This window comes from Rhizobium sp. LjRoot98, assembly GCF_964252935.1.
Lineage (GTDB): Bacteria > Pseudomonadota > Alphaproteobacteria > Rhizobiales > Rhizobiaceae > Pararhizobium.
This window is the reverse complement of the sequence record NZ_CAXUPW020000011.1, coordinates 86,898-105,718: the sequence shown is the minus strand read 5'-3', so window position 1 is coordinate 105,718 and position 18,821 is coordinate 86,898. Positions and strand designations below refer to the sequence as shown.

Below are 18,821 nucleotides of genomic sequence, written 5' to 3'. Positions count from 1 at the left end.
GCCATTCCTCCTGGCCGCAGCAATAGTCATTTCACGGCGCCGCCCGAAACCGCGGTCACGATATGGCGCTGGAAAATCACGTAGACGATCAACACCGGCAGGCTGGCAAAGACCGCCTGGGCACTGAGGAAACCGAGCCCTTCGCTCTGGGCAAAATTGGTCTGCGACGAGGCGATGCCGATGGTGAGCGTAAACATCTCCTTCTTCGTCGCGGAGATCAGCGGCCACCAGTAGTCGTTCCAGGCATGCAGGAAGGTGAAGATGCCGAGGGTCGCCTGGGCTGGCAGCGTCAAAGGCAGCAGCACCTTCCAGAAGATCCGCAGCGGCGAGGCATTGTCGAGAAGGGCTGCCTCGTCGATCTCCTTAGGGATCGCCTTGAAGAACTGGGTCATCAGGAAGACGCCGAAGGCGGACGACATGCCGGGCAGCATCAGCCCGATATAGGAATTGTGCAGGCCGAACCAGTTGAACATCTGGTGGCGAGCAATGATGACCGCCTGTTCCGGCACGGCCAGACCGAACAGCACGATGACGAAGATTGTGCGCCGGAACGGAAACTCGAGGCGGGCGAAGGCATAACCCGCAAGAGACGCGAGGACGAGCACGCCGGCCGTCTGTCCAATCGCCACCACAAGGCTGTTGAAGAACCAGCCAAAGGCCTGCGACGAGTAGATGATGTTGACATAATTGACGAGCGTATAGGGCAGCTCGAAGACGGATTCCGTTCCGAGCATCAGCTCCTTGTTGTCCTTGATCGACAGGCCGACGAGCCAGGCAACCGGCGCCATCATGACGACGGAGAGGATAATGGCTATCACAAGCAGCGTGCGATTGCCGGTCAGCGCTTCGGGACGGTAGGTCGTTTGGTCCGTCATTCGGAAACCTCCGACTTGCGGCTTGAGATGACATACTGCGCCATCGCCGCGACGAGAATGATCAGGAACAGGAACTCGGATGCTGCAGCGGCCTTGCCGACGTCCCAGCGCACGAAGCCAACCTCATAGATGTACATGACGAGCGGACGGGATGTGCCGTTCGGGCCGCCATTGGTCATGATCTGCGCCTGGCCGAACAGTTGGAACTGCATGACGATCTGGATGATCGTCACCAGCATGATGGTGCGGGCGATCGAGGGCAGCGTCACACGTGTCAGCACACGCCAGGGGCTGGCATTGTCGAGCGCTGCCGCCTCATAGAGATCATTCGGAATCTGCTGCAGAGCGGCGAGGAACAGCATCATTGGCAGGCCGAGACACCACCAGACTGTGGCGACGCCAACGGAGAACAGCGACCAGCCGCTGGTCGACAAGAAATTGACCGGCTGAATGCCGAACTGTTCGGAAATGACGGCCAAGAGCCCGTCGCCAGGGATAAAGACGAAACGCCAGATCAGCGTCACGATTGTGACCGAAAGCACGGAGGACGAGAAGAACAGACCACGTAGGAACGAGGTCGTTCGCGTCGTTTTGTTGAGTGCCAGTGCGAGGAAGAGCCCGAGTATTACAAGCGCCGGAACGCTGACGAGCACGAAGATAATTGAGTTACGCAGCGCCTGCAGGAAAACCGGGTCGGCAAGCACCCGGGTATAGTTTCCCAGGCCGACAAAGCGGCCCGGACCGAAAAGATCGACCTTATGCAGACTCAGCCACGCGCCCCAAAAGAGCGGGAAAACGAGCAGCACCGCAAAGACGGACAAATAGGGAAGGATGAAGAGGCCGTTGCTCCATTGGCTGCGGCGATAGCTCTCGGCCATGTCAGTCGCCCTCCGAATGGTGAGCGGTACCGGCGGCGTCGAACAGGTGGATGGCGGTGGTATCAAGCGCAATCTGCAGCGTGTCCCCGCCGCGCGCTTCGCTGCGTCCGTCCGTTTCGGCCGTCAGCTTCGTTCCATCCGCCAGCTGGCCATAGATCAGCGTGCGATCACCAAGCCGCTCGACGACTTCGGCCTTGAGCGCAATGCCCGCCTGTCCGGCTGGCAGAACGGTTATATCCTCGGCCCGGATGCCGAGATTTGCCCCCTCAGGCGAAAAGCTTGCCGGCAGACGAAACGCGGCATGGATCTCACCAAGGCCGCTTGCGCCGATTGTAACGGTGCGACCATTGGCAGCTACGCTTCGGAGCGGCACGAAATTCATGGCCGGGGAGCCGACGAAACCCGCGACGAACCGGCTTGCGGGACGCCGGTAGATTTCCATCGGCGTACCGATCTGCTCGATCTTGCGGTTATGCATGATGACGATGCGGTCGGCGAGCGTCATCGCTTCCACCTGATCATGCGTCACGAAGATCATCGTGCTGCCGAGACGGGCATGCAACTGGGCAAGCTCAAGCCGCGTGCGGCCGCGAAGGGCGGCGTCGAGATTCGACAATGGCTCGTCGAACAGAAAGGCTTTCGGTTCCTTGACGATAGCTCTGCCGATAGCCACGCGCTGGCGCTGCCCACCCGACAACTTCTGCGGTTTACGATCGAGAAGATGGGCGATTTCGAGTGTCGCCGCCGCCTGCTGGACACGGCGCTCGATTTCGTCCTTCGGCAGGCCGATGTTTTCCAGGCCGAAGGACATGTTCTGGGCAACCGTCATATGCGGATAAAGCGCATAGGACTGGAAAACCATGGCGACGCCGCGCTTGCCGGGCGGCAGTGTATCGACACGCTGTTCAGCGACAGAGATCGTACCAGCGGTCACGTCCTCAAGGCCTGCGATCATGCGCAGAAGCGTGGACTTCCCGCAGCCTGAAGGCCCAAGGAAGACGACGAACTCGCCTGCCTTGATGGACAACGAAATGTCGTCCAGCACGGCGAGCGCGCCGTAACGTTTGGTAACGTTGGTAATTTCGATCGATGCCGACATGGTTTCTCCTCCCCGTCGTTGTCTGCCTTACGCCCCGAGCCGGATCATCCGGTAGCTCAGCGGCGCGATGGCGGCGACGAGACGGCCTTGGGTAACCGATGCGCCCGAGCCATCCCGTGGCTCGATCGTCTCGGCTCCTGGACCATTGACGGCGCGGAGGTCGTGGCCTTCCATGACCTTGTCGAGGATCACCTTGCGGCTGCCGAAACCTTCGAGAGAGAGATCGAGTTCGATCACTTCCGTCTGGTGACGGTTGACGATGAAGAAGGTCAGCGCGCCATCGTCCTCCGTTTCGACGGCGGAAACGTCCAGATAGGCTACGTCCTTGGCGAAATCGGTCGAGTAGCTTGGGCAATCAAGCGACAGGTTCAGCGCCTTGCCGCGGCCGTACTTTGACGCATAGGCATAGGGGAAGAACGTCGTCTGACGCCAGGCAGGGCCGCCCGGAACGGTCATGATCGGAGCAATAACGTTGACGAGCTGCGCCAGGCAGCCGACCTTCACCACATCCGAACGGCGGATGAAGGTGTTGAGAATGCAACCGACCTGCAGCACGTCCTCGAAATTGTAGATGTCTTCCAGCAGCGCCGGTGCATGCGGCCAGCCGTCATTGCCTTCCAGAACCTTCCGGTCGGCTTCGCGGGAGTGGTACCAGACGTTCCACTCGTCGAAGGAGATATAGACATCCTTCTTCGAGCGCTTCTTCGCCTTGGTGTAGGTGATAACGCCGGCAATGGTGGCGATGTAGTCGTCAAGGCGGGCATTCTGGGCCAGATAGTCCGCCGTATTGCCCGCATGATTGTCGAAATACATGTGCAGGCTGATGTAATCGATGGAGTCGTAGGTGTAGTCGAGAACGGTGGCTTCCCAGGCCGGATAGGTCGGCATCTTCGGTGACGAGGAGCCGCAAACCACGAGTTCGATCGACTTGTCGAAGGCGCGCATGGCCTTGGCGGTCTCGAACGCGATGCGGCCATACTCTTCCGCCGTCTTCTGGCCGATCTGCCAGGGACCGTCCATCTCGTTGCCCAGGCACCACATCTTGACGTTCCAGGGCTCTTCGCGGCCGTTCTTGCGGCGAAGGTCCGACCACTGGCTGCCGCCCGGATGATTGACATATTCGAGGAAGGCGCGGGCTGAGTCCAAGCCACGCGAACCGAGATTGACGGCCAGCATCATGTCGGTATTGGCAGCCTCCGCCCAGTCGGCAAATTCGTGGATGCCGACATGATTGCTTTCGGAGCTGTGCCAGGCAAGATCGAGGCGCACGGGGCGCTCTTCGCGTGGGCCGATGCCGTCTTCCCAATCGTAAGCAGAGACAAAGTTGCCGCCGGGATATCGCACGATCGGGACGTTGGCTTCCCGCACGAGGTCAATGACGTCCTGACGCATGCCGTTCTTGTCGGCGGTCGGATGATCCGGCTCGTAGATGCCCGAATAGACGGCCCGGCCGAGATGCTCGACGAAAGAGCCGTAGAGACGTGGATCGATAGTACCGATGACGTAACCGCTGTGTGCGGTGCCGACTGCGCGCATGCTTACCTCCCTGCATATCTGAAAATCAGATATATATCCATTAGTATGATAATTCGCATAGGAAGTTGCGGGCGTCAACCCGCCTTGGAGTGGCAAACATGCAATCAGTGGAAAATCAGGTCTTCAGCCGCAGCACGATATCTTGATCATAATTACCAAAGCCTCGCCCGAAGATATTGATTCCACCCGGATTCTTCGCCGTTTCCGGCACCTCGATCCGAAGCCGGATCGAACGGTGTTCAAGCAGGTCGAGATCGGTGAGAGTCGTATCGGAAATCCTGATCCCGTCGATAAACGTGCCCTCTTCCGTCACGCGGAAATATTTGAGAACGCCATATTGGCTGCCCCGCAGCTTCCACCAGTCGGGCGTGTATTTGCCGCGGCGATCACCGAAGTCACCCGGCGAGGTCCAGGCGCCGATGCCCTTGCCGTTGATGGAGAGCGTGATGTCGGATGGCCAGTTGTCGGAGGTGCCTGGAACCTCGGAAGAGAGCTCCAGCGCAACCTCCAGCTCCTTGACTTCTGCACCCTTGATCCGGGCGTTGTTAGGGAACTGATACTCGACATATCCCATTGTAAACCAAAGCAAACCTGCCTTCATGCGGTCGGGCGTGAGGAAGGTGTCGGGACTGTCGAGATAGCCGATGATGCCGTCGCGGGAACACATGCCGCAGGGGGCCGCAACCTCATAGCCGCTATAGAGGCCGACAGGCATGGCGACCTCGATCACCTCTTGACCGGTCTTGGCCGGACTTGCGAAGGACAGGACGATTTCCTCATGCACGGCATGACAGACTTTCTGGCTGCCCTTGCGCGCCTTGGAGACCTCGGTGCGGATGAGACCCGCCTCCTCCAGCAGATTGAGGTGGGTCGATGTGGTCGATTGAGGCAAATCGAGCGCTTCGGCAATGTCATTGACGTTGAGCGGGCCGCGGACATGCAGCAGTTCCAGCATGGAAAGCCGCGCCGGTGCCGACAGGCATTTCAGCACTTCTTTTCCGTCCTCCGGGCCAATCATCAGAAATCGCGTGCTCATATATCCCTCTCGAATGCAGAATTGATGTGTATCAGAAAAATAGATATGATCAATCCGCGACAACACGCCTCTGCCGTGCAGCCAGAAGAGTCGTACGGCGTCCAGCCTCCCTTTTTTGAACAGAAACCCGGCGACACCCGCCTAGCGCTTTCAGCCTCGAAGCAAAGGTTACGAGCGCACTGCTGTATCAATAGCATAAAGAAGCGTGAGAAAACCTTTTCTCACTTGACAGTCAGATTGGTAAAAGGTTTTCTCAACACAACTGAGGGAGGATAATCTGGAGACTGGGGAAGCAAAAAGGCGGATCACGATCCATGACGTTGCCGCTGCGGCGGGTGTCAGCATTTCGACCGCGTCGAAAGCGCTGAACAATAACGGGCGCATGGGAGACGAGACGCGGGAACGGGTCAAACGGGTGGCAAGCGAAATCGGTTTCCGTCCGAATGCCCTCGCCCGTGGCCTGCTCAGCAAGCGCAGCTTCACTGTCGGGCTGCTCACCAATGATACTTACGGGCGATTCTCACTGCCTGTCATGGCGGGCGTTTCGGAGGCGCTGGTCGATCACGGCGTATCCGTCTTCCTCTGCGCGATCGAGGATGATCCGGCGTTGGGACAGATCCATGTCGAAGCCATGCTCGACAAGCAGGTCGATGGCATCATCGCCACCGGTAAGCGCCTCGACAGGCGGCTGCCGGTTGACCTTTCCAACCTGCCTGTTCCGGTCGTCTACGCCTTTACCGAAGGTACGCCGAACAGCGTCACCTTCCGGTCTGATGATGCGCACGGAGCAACGCTTGCGGTGGAATGGCTTTTGCAGACTGGGCGTCGGCGCATTGCCCATATCACCGGTCCAAAGGATTTCTTTTCAGTGCACGAACGGGCCGGTGCGTACAGCAAGGCGGCAGGTGGCGGCGAGCCGGTGATGTACGGCGTCTGGTCGGAAAGCTGGGGCCATGAGGCCGTCGCGGAAATCTGGACGAGAATGGGGGAGAAACCCGACGCGCTGTTCTGTGGCAACGACCAGATTGCCCGCGGCGCTGTCGACGCGCTGCGCGAGCGGGGGATCAGGGTGCCGGAAGATGTGTCCGTCATCGGTTTCGACAATTGGGAGATTGTCGCAGCCCAGACGCGGCCACCCCTGACGACCGTGGACATGGAATTGAAGGAACTCGGGCGCCAGGCGGGACTGACCGTCCTGGCGCTTGCAGAGGGACGGCCTGTCGAGCCGGGAGTGAGGAAATTGCCATGCCGGCTGGTCGTCCGGCAATCGTGCGGGAGTAACAACCCGAGGGAATGAACAAGGCGCCAGAGGAGATAGCGCCATATTGGGAGGAGTGTCATGATCAAACGTTTATTGGCAGCGACCAGCATCGCTACATTGTGCCTGGTGTCCGGCGCATCGGCCGCCGAAAAGATCGAGATGTGGGTTCGCACCGGCGTCGGCGACGCCTTCAAGAAAACCGTGGAAGCATATAATTCCAATCACGAAAACCAGGTCGCGATGACCGAGGTGCCGTTCTCGGAACTGGTTCAGAAATACGCGACTGCAATCGCCGGAGGACAGGCGCCGGACGCGCTGTCCATGGATCTGATCTACAACCCCGCCTTTGCGGCCGCAGGTCAACTGGAAGACCTCACGGACTGGGCAAAGTCCCTGCCTTATTTCAATTCCCTATCACCGTCCCACGTAAAGCTTGGCACCTATCAGGACCGCATTTACGGTCTACCGCTGTCCGTCGAGACATCTGTCTTCGCCTGGAACAAGGATCTCTACAAAAAGGCTGGCCTGGATCCAGAAAAGGCGCCTGCAAGCTGGGATGAAATCACCGCCAATGCCGAGAAGATCCGGGCACTGGGCGACGATACCTACGGCTTTTACTTCTCCGGCGGCGGCTGTGGTGGCTGCATGATCTTCACCTTTACGCCGCTGGTCTGGGGGGCTGGCACCGATATCCTGTCTGCCGACAGCAAAACCGCAACGCTCGACACGCCGGAAATGCGCAAGGCCGTCGATATCTATCGCAACATGGTCAAGAAGGATCTTGTGCCAGCGGGTGCCGCCAGCGACAACGGCACAAATTTTCTCTCCTTCACCAACGGTAAGATCGGCCAGCAGAGCCTTGGGGCTTTTGCCATCGGATCGCTGGTGACGGAGCATCCGGATATCAACTTCGGCGTGACGCTCATTCCCGGCGCAACGGGTGGAACGTCCTCCTTTGCCGGTGGCGACAACTTCGTCATTACTAAAGGCACGCCGAAGATCGCTGCCGTGAAGGAATTCCTCGAATATATTTATTCCGAGGACGGCCAGAAGATCATGGCGAAGTACGGCAGCCTGCCGACACGCGGTGATATCGCCGACAAAGTTTTGGCGGGCCTCGATCCCCGGCTGCAGGTGGGCATCCAGGCCATTTCCGTCGCCAAGACACCCTACACGCTGCAGTTCAACGACCTGATCAACAGCGCCAATGGCCCATGGGCGACCTTCACCAACGCCGCCATTTTCGGAGAAGACGTCGATGGCGCCTTTTCGAATGCCCAAAGCGAAATGCAATCGATCATCGACAGCGGCCAGTAATCTCCCCGGCTGCTGTGGCCGGGAGGAAAAGCCGCCTCCCGGCCAATTTCCCTAAATCCAAGCGGAGCTTTTTCGATGACCGGTTCCGGTTCGAAGACCTTGTCGCCTCAACGCAAGAGACGGCGCAGATCGGGTTGGCGCGGCCTCGTCTATATCGCGCCGGCGATGGCCCTCGTCATCCTTTTTTTCGTGATGCCAGTGATCTTCACCGGATGGATGAGTCTGCACAACTGGCCGCTGATGGGCGGAACACGCTGGATCGGCTTCAATAACTACGTCCGCATGTTCCACGACGCCCGCTTCATGTCGGCACTGCGGTTCACTGCCTATTATACGGTCATCGTCACCATCGCGATCTTCGCCGTCGCCTTTCCGCTGGCGATCTTCGTCGAAAAACAGCGGCGATTTGTAAGCGCTTACCGCACCATCATCTTCCTGCCGGTCGTCATCGGGCTGGCCACCGCCTCGCTGCTTTGGGTATGGCTGGCCAATGTCGACAGTGGCTTTATCGGTCCAGCGCTGAAGGCGCTTGGGTGGGTGGACAAAAGCCCCAATCTGCTTGCGACTTTCGACAGCGCTTTTCTTACCATCGTCATCATGGTCGTCTGGAAGATTGCCGGTTTCACCATGATCATTCTCCTGACCGGCCTGCAGGCCATACCCGCGGACCTGACAGAGGCTGCCCGTATCGACGGCGCCGGACGCTGGCAGCGTTTCCGGCACGTGACGCTTCCCCTGATGCGTAAAACCATCGCGCTGGCGCTGATCATTTCCGTCACCGGTTCGATCCTCGCCTTCGACCAGTTCTACATCATGACATCGGGCGGGCCACAGAACCGGATGATTTCGGTGGTCTACTACATCTTCAACCAGTCTTTCGTGTCGTTCAATCTGGGCTATGGCGCAGCACTTTCCATCGCGCTTCTGGCAATCCTGGTCGCGATCAGCATCGTGCAGCTCTGGCTGCTGCGAGTCGGTGAGGAACGGCCATGAATGCTTCAAAAACCCACGATTCTAAGCAGCGCCGCGCCAGAAAAACCTTCAGGGCAAACAGCGCCTATCATGCGGCCGGCATCGCCATCTGCCTGTTCTTCCTGGCGCCTTTCGTCATCACTTTCCTGGCCTCATTCCGCCACGGAACGGAAGCGCGCCTGCCGCCACTGCCGCCTTGGCCGGCGAACGGGATCAGCCTTGATTCCTACCAGTCGCTCGACACGTTCGGCGCCGGGATCTGGCAGCACGCGATCAACTCCTTGCTGGTCTCGATCGCAACCGTCGTGCTGACCGTCGCCGTCAGCCTGCTCGCCGGCTACGGCTTCTCACGCTACCGCTTTCCACTGAAGAACGTTCTGTTCGTTTTGATCATCGCAACCCTGATGATCCCGTTCCAGTCGATCCTGACGCCGCTGTTCATCATCCTTGCCAAGCTCGGGCTGAACAATTCGCTGCTTGGCCTAACACTGGTCTACGTGACACTGCAGTTGCCGTTCTCGGTGTTCATGATGCGCAACGCCTTCGATGCCGTCCCAAAGGAAATCGAAGAAGCTGCGCGCATCGACGGCGCGCGGGATTTGCGGCTGCTCGTGCGGGTGCTTCTGCCCTTGGTCCTGCCGGGCGTTGCCACCGTCGCCATCTTTGCCTTCCTCAACGCCTGGAACGAGTTCCTCGCAGCGCTGATCCTGTTGTCGAGCAACGACAAATACACGCTGCCCGTCCTGATGATGGCAGTGCGCGCCGGGCGGCTCGGTGCAGTGAACTGGGGCGCGGTGCAAGCCGGCGTCGCCGTCATGACGATCCCCTGCCTGATCGTCTTCCTACTGTTGCAACGCTACTACATGCGCGGGCTGATGGCCGGCGCGGTGAAATGATCTCAAGAAACGGATGAAACCATGAACACGATGAAAAGAGACCGCCAGTTCCGTCCCCTGCCCGTACCCAGCGTCGATATCCACGGCCTGTTCGGCGACCGCCAGGACGCAATCTGCGATACCACTGCCGAAACACTGCTCGACCGCTGCGTGGAGGCCGGCATGATCACCGCCATCGACACCAGCAAACCCAGCCCCGGCATCGTCATTCCGATCCAGGCCTGGGGCGGCACAACACAAATGTTCTGGGATAGCGATCTCGGCAAATCCATCGAAACCGTTGCCTACTCGCTCTATCGCCGGAAGAATCCGAAGCTCGAAGCCCGTGTCGACGAGATCATCGACATGTATGAAAAAATGCAGGACGAAGACGGCTACCTGAACGCCTGGTTCCAGCGCGTTCAGCCCGAGCGCCGCTGGACAAACCTGCGCGACCATCACGAACTCTATTGCGCGGGGCACCTGATCGAGGGGGCGGTCGCTTATTTCCAGGCGACAGGCAAACGCAAGCTGCTCGATATCATGTGCCGCTATTGCGACTATCTGATCAAGACCTTCGGCCGTGGCGAGGGCCAGTTGCGCGGTTATTGCGGGCACGAAGAAATCGAACTGGCACTGGTGAAGCTGGCCCGCGTGACAGGCCAGAAAAAATACCTCGACCTCTGCAAGTTCTTCATCGACGAGCGTGGCACTGAACCGCATTTCTTCACCGAGGAAGCAATCCGGGACGGTCGCTCGGCCGCCGATTTCCATCAGAAGACCTATGAGTACGGTCAGGCGCACCAGCCGGTGCGCGACCAGAAAAAGGTCGTCGGACATGCCGTGCGTGCCATGTACCTTTACTCCGGCATGGCCGATATTGCCACCGAATACAGCGATGACAGCCTGACTGCAGCGCTGGAAACGCTCTGGGATGACCTGACGACCAAGCAGATGTACGTGACCGGGGGTATCGGTCCGGCTGCGGCCAACGAAGGCTTTACCGATTACTATGACTTGCCCAACGAAAGCGCCTACGCCGAGACCTGCGCGTCCGTTGGCCTGGTGTTCTGGGCCAACCGCATGCTTGGGCGCGGTCCCAACCGGCGCTATGCCGATATCATGGAGCAGGCGCTGTACAATGGCGCCATGTCTGGCCTGTCACTCGACGGCAAGACGTTCTTCTATGAAAACCCGCTCGAGAGCGGTGGCAAGCATCACCGCTGGGTCTGGCACCATTGCCCCTGCTGCCCGCCCAACATCGCCCGCCTTCTCGCGTCTATCGGCTCCTACATGTATGCCGTATCGGACGACGAAATCGCGGTGCATCTTTATGGTGAAAGCACCGCACGGTTCGACATCGGCGGGGCCAAGTTCGAACTGGCCCAGAAGACCCGCTACCCTTGGGATGGCGCGATCCGCTTCGATCTGACAGCGGACAAGGCGGCGCGATTTGCGATCTCGCTGCGTATCCCGGAATGGGCCGATGGCTCGACGTTGAAGGTCAATGGCGAAGCACTCGATCTGACCGCGACGCTAGTCGATGGTTATGTCCGTATCGAGCGGGACTGGAGGACAGGCGATCATATCGATCTCGATATCCCGCTGGCGCCGCGTGCGTTGTTTGCCAATCCGCTGGTGCGGCAGGATGCCGGGCGCGTCGCGCTGATGCGCGGGCCGATGGTTTATTGCGTCGAGGCGACGGACAACGGTGAGGGCCTGAATGGCATACGGCTGGCGGGTGACCTTTCCAATGGGACGACGGCCGAACTTGCGGACCTGCGGGGCGCCGTCGCGCTCGATATGCCAGTCACACGGGATCGGGCTGACTGGGGCAGTGCTCTTTACCGGACGTCACCGCCAACAACCAAAAAGGCGACGGCGCGTTTCGTGCCCTATCCCTTCTGGGACAACCGGACACCGGGTGAGATGCTTGTCTGGGTCAGAGCGGGTGAATTGAACGGTGAATAAAATGTCTGATACCGGCGTGGTGCTGACCGACATTCGCAAAAGCTTCGGCAATCTCGAAGTGATCCACGGCATCGACCTGACGATCACAGAGGGTTCCTTCGTGGTCTTCGTCGGTCCGTCCGGCTGCGGAAAATCGACGCTCCTGCGGATGATCGCCGGGCTGGAGGAAGTGACTGATGGTGAAATCGAGATCAAGGGGCGCAATGTCACGGATCTCGATCCATCCGATCGGGGCATCGCCATGGTTTTCCAGTCCTATGCGCTTTACCCGCATATGAGCGTCCGCGAAAACATGGCATTCGGCCTGAAGATGGCGAGGCTGCCGGAGCCGGAAATCGACAGCCGCGTCAAGGCTGCCTCGGCCATCCTGAAGATCGATCCGCTGCTCGATCGGAGGCCGGGACAGCTTTCCGGCGGCCAACGCCAACGCGTGGCGATTGGCCGGGCGATCGTGCGCAAGCCGGACGTGTTCCTGTTCGATGAGCCACTGTCCAATCTGGACGCCGAATTGCGTGTCTCCATGCGCATCGAGATCGCGCGGCTTCATCGCGAGCTCGGCAATACGATGATCTACGTGACCCATGACCAGACGGAGGCGATGACGCTGGCGGACATGATCGTCGTCCTTCGTGACGGCCTGGTTGAGCAGACCGGCAGTCCGCGCGAAATCTACGAAAATCCAGCTAACACATTCGTCGCCGGGTTCATCGGCTCGCCGCGGATGAACCTGCTGAATGCGGAATCGGCCGGCGATGGATCAATCCGCATAGGCAATAGCAGGATCGCGGTGCAGATTGACGACAGCCGGATGGCGCCGGGCGATAAACTGACGCTCGGCGTGCGCCCTGAGCATATGAATGTTGTTGCGGACACTGAAGGGACACTGCGCGCCAAGGTGGATTTCTACGAATATCTGGGAGGCACGCAGTTTCTCTATTGTCAGCTTGAGGACGGACAGGCCGTGACGGCTGAGTACCGGTCCTCCGTGCCGGTTGAGGCAGGCGATATTCTCCACTTTCGCTGGCTGGCAGATGATCTCCGCTTCTTCGACGCAGCAGGACTGCGGCTGAAAGGAGCTGGCTGAATGCGTTGAACAAACAGCACCTTGCGCGGCGCCGACGCGAATAGGCGCGCGTCCCTGTGATTGCCGGGGTACTAACCTGACGGATGAAAACTCGAACCGAGACGTTTCCATTGTTTCCTCGCAACGCGGATTGCCCGGGATCAGCGTGAGTGGCGTGAAATTGGTTATCGCCCTAATGCAGGTTTCATCGATATCGAGTTCAGGGTCGTCAACAAGGCTCTTGTCGTGATCTATCGTTTCGAAGACGACGGCCCGGCCACGATGCTGCATCAGGTTGGCGGTTGCGGCGGAAGGCTTCAGAATAGCACCCTGCGGCGCACGATTGCCTCGCAACACGGCGATACCGCCTTGCTGGGTCAAAGCCTTTCCACGTGGCAGGATGACATCCGGATTGTAGTTTTCTGCCGTCTCGATATTGGCGCCGACGCCTTTTCCAGTCACCGTCATACAGGTCAGATCAAGTAGGTCGGCGATCTGCTTCATCACCACGGGCAGCCCACCGGCGTAACAGAAATCCTCCATCAGATGCGCGCCGGAGGGCATCAGGTTGAGGATGGTCGGCACGTCGCGGCCAAAACGGTCCCAATCGTCAAGCGTCAGTTCCGTGCCGATGCGGCCGGCAATCGGAAGGAGATGGACGACGGCATTTGTCGAACCGCCGATCGCCCCATTGATGCGGATGGCATTGGCAAAGGCTTGCCGGGTCAGGATTTGCGACGGGCGCAGGTCCTCGGCCACCATCTCGACGATCCGGCGGCCGGTCAGCCGCGCCAGCCGGGCGCGGTGCGCATCAACAGCCGGGTAAGCAGCGTTTCGGGGAGCGCCAACCCGAGGGCCTCAGCCATTGACGCCATGGTGGAGGCGGTGTCCATCGTCATGCAATGACCAGGGGAGCGTGACATGGCGCTTTCTGCAGCCATGAAATCGGCTGGCGACATGATGCCGGCGCGCACATCCTCGGAGAATTACGTCGGTGCGCGAACCAATGGTGCGGCCCTTCAATCGGCCATTCAGCATCAGTCCACCGGAGATGACGATGGCGGGCAGATCGCAGGACGCCGCCCCTATGACCAGCGACGGCGTGGTCTTGTCGCAACCCGCCATCAGCACGACGCCATCCATCGAATTGCCACGAATAGCCTCCTCAACATCCATCGACGCCAGGTAGCGAAACGGCATGGCCGTTGGGCGAAGATTGGATTCACCGCAGGAGAACACTGGAAACACGACGGGTAGACCGCCCGCTTCCAGTACCCCTTATTCTGTTCGATCAGCCCACGGAAATGGGCGTTGCACGGCGTCAACTCGGAAAAGGTATTGCAGATGCCGATTATAGGTCGGCCCGGGGAGCCAATTTTAGAATCAAGTGCCTGTTATTGTCATATACTCCGATAGCAGGCAGTTTCTTCCCCACTTCCCCACTTCCCTCCCCACTTCCCACCCACTTTTCAAAGTTGATATCGTTCTGCTTTCAATCATGCGGAGTCGATTGCCTCCAGTCGGAAGCTGCTTTCAAGTCGCCCTGCGGGCACAAGGTTGGCCGCACAGGGCGATATTGCTGTTTGGGTGATCTGCCTCCTGCAACCCGTGGATCGTGCTCTATGGCTTCGTATGGCTGAAGGTAACGGCCCTGCCCTGCTATCTGCAAAGTAGTCTCCGTGGGGGAACGTGCGAAGCGCCGAATGGTTGCTGTCGCGGAGTTGGTCCTTGTCGTGCATCCTCGCGCCTAATCACCCGGACCGCGAATGAATAGTACGCCCGCGAGTCCGACGACCACTAAGCACTGAAGTATGAACATGGGCCACTCCGGAGACATGGGGCGATCGTAGCAGAGCCTCGACGCGGAACAATCTCAATCATCCGCCGTTTTAGAGGATCGTAATGTTACTGGAGGATGTACCGTTGGGTGTCGAACAAGCTCCGACTAAGCAAGGCAAAGAATCTGCAAAAGGCCTGCGCAGAAGTACCGCTGCGGAAGAGAAAAAAATAGAAGCTCGAAAGGGCTCAGATTTGGACAAGGGTGCTGATCGCGTTGAAGAGCGCTCAAGGAGTTCTGACGGCAAGAGCGCTGGCGAAAAACAAAAACCGAACCGATGACTCCACAGTGGAACTATTCGCTGACTGCGCAGTTTTTGCATGTCGACGGTCCCTACAACGTCGGCAGCTTCCTGCGCCCCGATCCGGCAATTGAAGCGAGCCAGTGGCTGCCCCCGGCCACTGGCTTTAGAGCGGCTGGAAAACTCTTGTCTTAGTCAGTTCAAGGAGCCGGCCATGATCCGTAATGGCAACCAAGCAGTTTTCGCGGTGCTTGTCTGTTCAGCACTGGCGGTGGTCCTCGTCTATATTGCGAGCCTACCAGTGACGGAGAACGATGGTTCAATAGACCCAAAAGAAAGTGTTATCGCGCCGGACTAGCACGCCAAGCTAAAATCGCGACACACGGTGCGCGAGAATGCCAAAAACAGCGGCCACTCCCACCATGGCTGCGAAGCTAGCAATCGCGCCTACGGAGTGCGACTGGGGTGGCGAGCTGTGGGGACGTTCGAGAGCTGAAACATTTTCTCGTAGATAAGCGACATATGCCGTGAGCCGGCGAACTTCTTCAGCAGATGACAGACCTGGTGTGCCTTGGCTTGAAGGGTTTGAGCGCGCATCGCTATCAAACTCCTCGTCCTCTAACGCCGCGAAATATTCGCCAAGCTCATTGTCATTTCCCGAAAGGGAGCGTTTGCGTGATTTCCTGACGCGCATGATGGCACTGTCCTCATCTGATCGTGGTCAAACAACGCGGACGGAGGCAAAAGGATGCACGAGCGGCCATCGTACATGACAATAAAAAACCGCCATCCGTTCCAGATGGCGGCGCTAAAATGGCTCGCATTACATATCCGCAATATAGTTGATGCAGTACGCTCCCTCCCAAGAGTGCACAGACTACACTGCAATTTTAGGGGTTTTGCAAAGTCCATTTTTGGTGTTGTTGTGCATCTGGATAATATTGCGTGTTTGGTTGCTCATGGAACGGCCAGGACGCCGTGCGGCATATGTGCGGTCAGCCGGTCTTTCGCATCGAAGGCGATGACACTTCGACGCTGGCTTGAATTTCCGTCTCTGCTGGCACTGCGGCGGCTTCTGTGGCGATTGGTTCAGCCATGTGGAAATACGTATGCACAGCACCCATTATGGCAGTGTGATGTCGATAAATCGCATATGCACCGACAAGAAAAGCAATTAGGGCTGCAAGGCCGCCAGCGAGATAAGGCAATCTCTCGCCCGCATCCCATGCATCGCGATGTTCTTCAAAGCAGGCAGTGAACGAAGTGTAGTTTAAGTGGCGGCACTGCATAATCAGCCATTCAAGCTTGTCGTGCATCGCATTTCCTTGCATCAAAATTGCCCATGGAAAACGTCTTGCAATCACAAGGCGACCGCATCCCCCAAATGAGGTAGGTTTCGTGCAATAGTGAACGCGAAATTCTGGCGTTGGGCTTCGACATTTTTCAGTCATGCTAATTCGCTGAGTTAAAAAAGCCGCCACCCCGTAAGGCGACGGCTTTAACTGGCCATCCCATCCGCTATTGTGGGTGCGGGTGGTGCATGGGGACCTCTGGCAAAAGATGGCCCGACGGTGAACGGCACCCGTCGAGCCCCGGCGCTGGCGCCGGTAGAAAAAAGGCCGGCTCGACGACATGCGGATCGGAGCGCGGCTATTCTCCTCTGGACCGCAGGTTATTCCGCCACGAAGGCCAGGACGTCAGACGGCGTGAATGTCGCGCTGAATTCCATGTTGTTTTCCATGTCGCCGTCGGCCGTGAAATCGGTGACGAAGAACGGGCCGGTAAATACGCCGAGGCCGGGAACAATGACCTTAGCGTCAAAAACAGTCGCCTCGATGACATGAACCATGAACGCCGACGTCGACGCCAAAGAAACGCACGCACCAGAGCCGGTGAAGGCGCGGTTAACGATGCCTGGGCGGGAAGTTTTCTTCGTGCACGATGGAATGGTCGACCTCATTGGCAGACAGATTGAAGCTGCGCGTCTTCAGACCGCAAAGGTTATTGAAGACGGCGGGACCGGGCGAAGCCATGTCCGAGATCTGGATGTAAAGTTCACGGCCCAATTGCTGTGGCATGTGATGGTTCCTTCATGTGAAGAAACCGGCACATGGCCGGTCGTGGTGGTTTTTGGTGGTGTGGGGCCGTCCTAGGACAGCGGACAGTCAAGCTGCCCGGTCGTAACTCGCGATGAAGTCGATGACCGCATGTCTGGTAAGGCCGTCCGGATCGCGAAACGTCCGCGTCTGTCTGCATGATTGAAACCAGCCTGTGCGTCGGTAGGGTCAGTGGTGCCAAATGCAACGCTTCGACCACGGCATCGGCAATCGCGCGAACGGCCGGATAACCAACCTTGCGAGACCAACCGTGGAGCGTCAGGAATACCCTGCCGCCCTCAAGGCAGGTTGCATCGTCGCGAAGCGTTTGCGCCTCGCCGATCGTGACGAACCCTTCTTTCGGGGTGACCCAGCATGTAGCCGGCGGTTGGTCATAAACGCCATTTACAAGCGGCGTCAGAGTCGCGTCTGCTTTCAAAAGTGGCAAGATGGCCGCCTGAAGCTCTAGTTCTGGACTCGCCATAGCGCTTACTTCCGGTTAAATTCTCGGAAGGCCTTTGCAATGGCAGCCTTCTTGATTTTGATGGCTGTCGCCCGAAAGGCATTCCACGTCGGCCAAATATGTGGTTGCGCCGCCGTGCCGGGGTGCATACCAGCCGGATTGGCGGATGCTGTCGCCCTGCCCGCCACTGTTCCGCCGCCTGGCGCAGTGCTATGCGGCGCAGTGCACCACTCCAGAAATCGCCGGGTCCAAGGAGCAGAGAGGCCGGCGGCGTCCTTGTCCTTGGTGGGGTTCTTGCTGAAATTGGTAGCGTCCGGGTGATTCTTGAGGAAATCCCCGCTGAAGCCTTCCATGTATTCCAGTGTTGCGCCCGTCGGCGCAACGGCGCTAATCTTCTCAGCCACCTCTTGAACATCCTTCAGGTTGGCCTCGGCCGCATATTTCAGCGCATTCGGAACGAACGCATTGAGGTTTCGCGTAACAGCCGCCCGACCTTGGACTTTAGCCTTCAGCGCCATGCCGTCCTCCTACGAAGCCCGCCCCTGCGTCACCATGATATCCAGCCAGGCATTCTTCTGGTCGGTGTTCACGGGCGGCGCGGTGATCGCGCAGACGACGCCGGAGCGAGCATCCACTCTGCCAATCAGCCGCCACAGCGCGCGAGGCATTGGAACTGCGCACACATAAGGCTGAATGCCCGTCAGGCGGGCCGCCTGCACGCCCTCTCCGCCCCTCAAGGGGATGAACTCGGCGGCGTCTGTGAAGATGGTTTGGTCCGAAGTTTCGTTGCCCATCCCGTCGTCGAGGGTGACTCGCTGCTGGAAATGGACCTTCTGGCGGGCCGCGCCTGCACTAGGTGCCTTTGCCATCCGCCCTCACTTCCCGCTTCTCGTCCCGCTTCTTACCTGGCGATCGAACCGCAACGCCCTTGGTCAACGCTTCGTCAGCGCAGCCGCGGGTGACGTTATGTTCGCCACCAGCCTTGTAATCGATGCTGAAAGCCGGCTGACGCCAGGCGAAGTCCGCGGTAAAGCGGACCCACATTACAGAGCCACGCCGGCCGAGACAAACGAAACGGCGAGAACGCTGGTCGACTTGGCAATGCCGATGAGCTGCGGGTAATCACCCGTGGTCAGGTCGGCAACCGGAACAATCGTTCCAGCAGCAGCCCCGACAAGGTAATAACTAACGCCGGTCGTCAAATCGGACCCGACGGCCAGGTCGCCAGACTTGTGCAGCGAGACCCGCTGATTCAACGAGGCAGAGTTCAGCGCGATTGCCGTGGCGACACGCGCTGCGGC

At 58.9% G+C, this 18,821-nt stretch carries 22 protein-coding genes and 1 pseudogene; 9 read left to right on the top strand and 14 right to left on the bottom strand.

Translation table 11 applies throughout. The features are described 5' to 3' along the window. Positions 1-26: 26 nt before the first annotated feature. From ACSQ3J_RS25920 to ACSQ3J_RS25900, 5 genes are all read right to left on the bottom strand, one after another. Positions 27-875 (bottom strand): carbohydrate ABC transporter permease, encoded by an 849-nt coding sequence (locus ACSQ3J_RS25920; protein ID WP_060503399.1) that lies wholly within the window; start codon positions 873-875, stop codon positions 27-29. Next, positions 872-1,753, bottom strand: a complete 882-nt coding sequence (locus ACSQ3J_RS25915; protein ID WP_060503400.1) for a carbohydrate ABC transporter permease — start codon at positions 1,751-1,753, stop codon at positions 872-874. The genes ACSQ3J_RS25920 and ACSQ3J_RS25915 overlap by 4 nt, the downstream gene beginning before the upstream one ends. Before the next feature lies 1 nt (position 1,754). After that, positions 1,755-2,852 carry an ABC transporter ATP-binding protein gene (locus tag ACSQ3J_RS25910; protein ID WP_060503401.1) on the bottom strand — a complete coding sequence of 366 codons (1,098 nt, stop codon included), beginning with the start codon at positions 2,850-2,852 and terminating at the stop codon, positions 1,755-1,757. A gap of 27 nt (positions 2,853-2,879) precedes the next feature. Then, positions 2,880-4,388 carry an arabinosylfuranosidase ArfA gene (gene arfA, locus ACSQ3J_RS25905; protein ID WP_436040618.1) on the bottom strand — a complete coding sequence of 503 codons (1,509 nt, stop codon included), beginning with the start codon at positions 4,386-4,388 and terminating at the stop codon, positions 2,880-2,882. A 115-nt stretch (positions 4,389-4,503) separates the two neighbouring features. After that, positions 4,504-5,424: an ArsR/SmtB family transcription factor gene (locus ACSQ3J_RS25900; protein WP_060503403.1), complete on the bottom strand. Its 921-nt coding sequence runs from the start codon at positions 5,422-5,424 to the stop codon at positions 4,504-4,506. Between the two features lie 277 nt (positions 5,425-5,701). On the opposite strand from ACSQ3J_RS25900, the gene ACSQ3J_RS25895 reads away from it, so the two are divergent. The 6 genes from ACSQ3J_RS25895 to ACSQ3J_RS25870 all read left to right on the top strand — a co-directional run bounded on the left by ACSQ3J_RS25895 (position 5,702) and on the right by ACSQ3J_RS25870 (position 12,904). Then, positions 5,702-6,721 (top strand): LacI family DNA-binding transcriptional regulator, encoded by a 1,020-nt coding sequence (locus ACSQ3J_RS25895; RefSeq protein WP_436040655.1) that lies wholly within the window; start codon positions 5,702-5,704, stop codon positions 6,719-6,721. A 42-nt stretch (positions 6,722-6,763) separates the two neighbouring features. Next, on the top strand, positions 6,764-8,002 hold the full coding sequence (locus tag ACSQ3J_RS25890) for an ABC transporter substrate-binding protein (RefSeq protein WP_060503405.1): 1,239 nt from the start codon (positions 6,764-6,766) through the stop codon (positions 8,000-8,002). 75 nt (positions 8,003-8,077) lie between these two features. Next, positions 8,078-8,995 carry a carbohydrate ABC transporter permease gene (locus tag ACSQ3J_RS25885; protein WP_060503406.1) on the top strand — a complete coding sequence of 306 codons (918 nt, stop codon included), beginning with the start codon at positions 8,078-8,080 and terminating at the stop codon, positions 8,993-8,995. After that, positions 8,992-9,870 carry a carbohydrate ABC transporter permease gene (locus ACSQ3J_RS25880; RefSeq protein ID WP_060503407.1) on the top strand — a complete coding sequence of 293 codons (879 nt, stop codon included), beginning with the start codon at positions 8,992-8,994 and terminating at the stop codon, positions 9,868-9,870. Before ACSQ3J_RS25885 ends, ACSQ3J_RS25880 begins: the two co-directional genes overlap by 4 nt. A gap of 21 nt (positions 9,871-9,891) precedes the next feature. After that, positions 9,892-11,820: a glycoside hydrolase family 127 protein gene (locus tag ACSQ3J_RS25875; RefSeq protein WP_436040617.1), complete on the top strand. Its 1,929-nt coding sequence runs from the start codon at positions 9,892-9,894 to the stop codon at positions 11,818-11,820. Between the two features lies 1 nt (position 11,821). After that, on the top strand, positions 11,822-12,904 hold the full coding sequence (locus ACSQ3J_RS25870; RefSeq protein ID WP_436040616.1) for an ABC transporter ATP-binding protein: 1,083 nt from the start codon (positions 11,822-11,824) through the stop codon (positions 12,902-12,904). A gap of 150 nt (positions 12,905-13,054) precedes the next feature. Here ACSQ3J_RS25870 and ACSQ3J_RS25865 read toward each other — a convergent pair. After that, positions 13,055-14,247, bottom strand: a pseudogene (locus ACSQ3J_RS25865) (dihydroxy-acid dehydratase); the annotation flags it as partial. Positions 14,248-14,806: 559 nt separating this feature from the next. Here ACSQ3J_RS25865 and ACSQ3J_RS25860 point away from each other — a divergent pair. Continuing rightward, positions 14,807-15,001: a hypothetical protein gene (locus ACSQ3J_RS25860; RefSeq protein WP_082512054.1), complete on the top strand. Its 195-nt coding sequence runs from the start codon at positions 14,807-14,809 to the stop codon at positions 14,999-15,001. 174 nt (positions 15,002-15,175) lie between these two features. Continuing rightward, positions 15,176-15,319, top strand: a complete 144-nt coding sequence (locus ACSQ3J_RS25855) for a hypothetical protein (RefSeq protein WP_156397472.1) — start codon at positions 15,176-15,178, stop codon at positions 15,317-15,319. A 9-nt stretch (positions 15,320-15,328) separates the two neighbouring features. Here the strand turns inward: ACSQ3J_RS25855 and ACSQ3J_RS25850 are convergent, their stop codons facing one another. The 3 genes from ACSQ3J_RS25850 to ACSQ3J_RS25840 all read right to left on the bottom strand — a co-directional run bounded on the left by ACSQ3J_RS25850 (position 15,329) and on the right by ACSQ3J_RS25840 (position 16,810). Beyond that, complete coding sequence (locus tag ACSQ3J_RS25850) at positions 15,329-15,655, bottom strand: hypothetical protein (RefSeq protein WP_156397474.1); 327 nt, start codon at positions 15,653-15,655, stop codon at positions 15,329-15,331. A gap of 301 nt (positions 15,656-15,956) precedes the next feature. Next, positions 15,957-16,277 (bottom strand): hypothetical protein, encoded by a 321-nt coding sequence (locus ACSQ3J_RS25845; protein WP_060503412.1) that lies wholly within the window; start codon positions 16,275-16,277, stop codon positions 15,957-15,959. A 356-nt stretch (positions 16,278-16,633) separates the two neighbouring features. Continuing rightward, positions 16,634-16,810 (bottom strand): hypothetical protein, encoded by a 177-nt coding sequence (locus tag ACSQ3J_RS25840; protein WP_244482017.1) that lies wholly within the window; start codon positions 16,808-16,810, stop codon positions 16,634-16,636. Between ACSQ3J_RS25840 and ACSQ3J_RS25835 the strand changes: the two genes are divergently transcribed. After that, a complete protein-coding gene (locus tag ACSQ3J_RS25835) occupies positions 16,809-17,114 on the top strand; it encodes a hypothetical protein (protein ID WP_436040656.1) in 306 nt (101 codons plus the stop codon). The two genes, ACSQ3J_RS25840 and ACSQ3J_RS25835, sit on opposite strands and share 2 nt — an antisense overlap. Here ACSQ3J_RS25835 and ACSQ3J_RS25830 read toward each other — a convergent pair. From ACSQ3J_RS25830 to ACSQ3J_RS25810, 5 genes are read right to left on the bottom strand one after another with little or no spacing between them, the layout of a single operon-like run. Further along, complete coding sequence (locus ACSQ3J_RS25830) at positions 17,017-17,541, bottom strand: DUF3168 domain-containing protein (protein WP_436040615.1); 525 nt, start codon at positions 17,539-17,541, stop codon at positions 17,017-17,019. The genes ACSQ3J_RS25835 and ACSQ3J_RS25830 overlap by 98 nt on opposite strands. Positions 17,542-17,546: 5 nt before the next feature. Further along, positions 17,547-18,038: an HK97 gp10 family phage protein gene (locus tag ACSQ3J_RS25825; protein ID WP_436040614.1), complete on the bottom strand. Its 492-nt coding sequence runs from the start codon at positions 18,036-18,038 to the stop codon at positions 17,547-17,549. 9 nt (positions 18,039-18,047) lie between these two features. After that, complete coding sequence (locus ACSQ3J_RS25820) at positions 18,048-18,389, bottom strand: phage head completion protein (protein ID WP_436040613.1); 342 nt, start codon at positions 18,387-18,389, stop codon at positions 18,048-18,050. Next, a complete protein-coding gene (locus ACSQ3J_RS25815) occupies positions 18,373-18,564 on the bottom strand; it encodes a hypothetical protein (protein ID WP_060503415.1) in 192 nt (63 codons plus the stop codon). The genes ACSQ3J_RS25820 and ACSQ3J_RS25815 overlap by 17 nt, the downstream gene beginning before the upstream one ends. Beyond that, complete coding sequence (locus tag ACSQ3J_RS25810) at positions 18,564-18,776, bottom strand: hypothetical protein (protein ID WP_436040612.1); 213 nt, start codon at positions 18,774-18,776, stop codon at positions 18,564-18,566. Before ACSQ3J_RS25810 ends, ACSQ3J_RS25815 begins: the two co-directional genes overlap by 1 nt. Between the last annotated feature and the right edge of the window lie 45 nt (positions 18,777-18,821).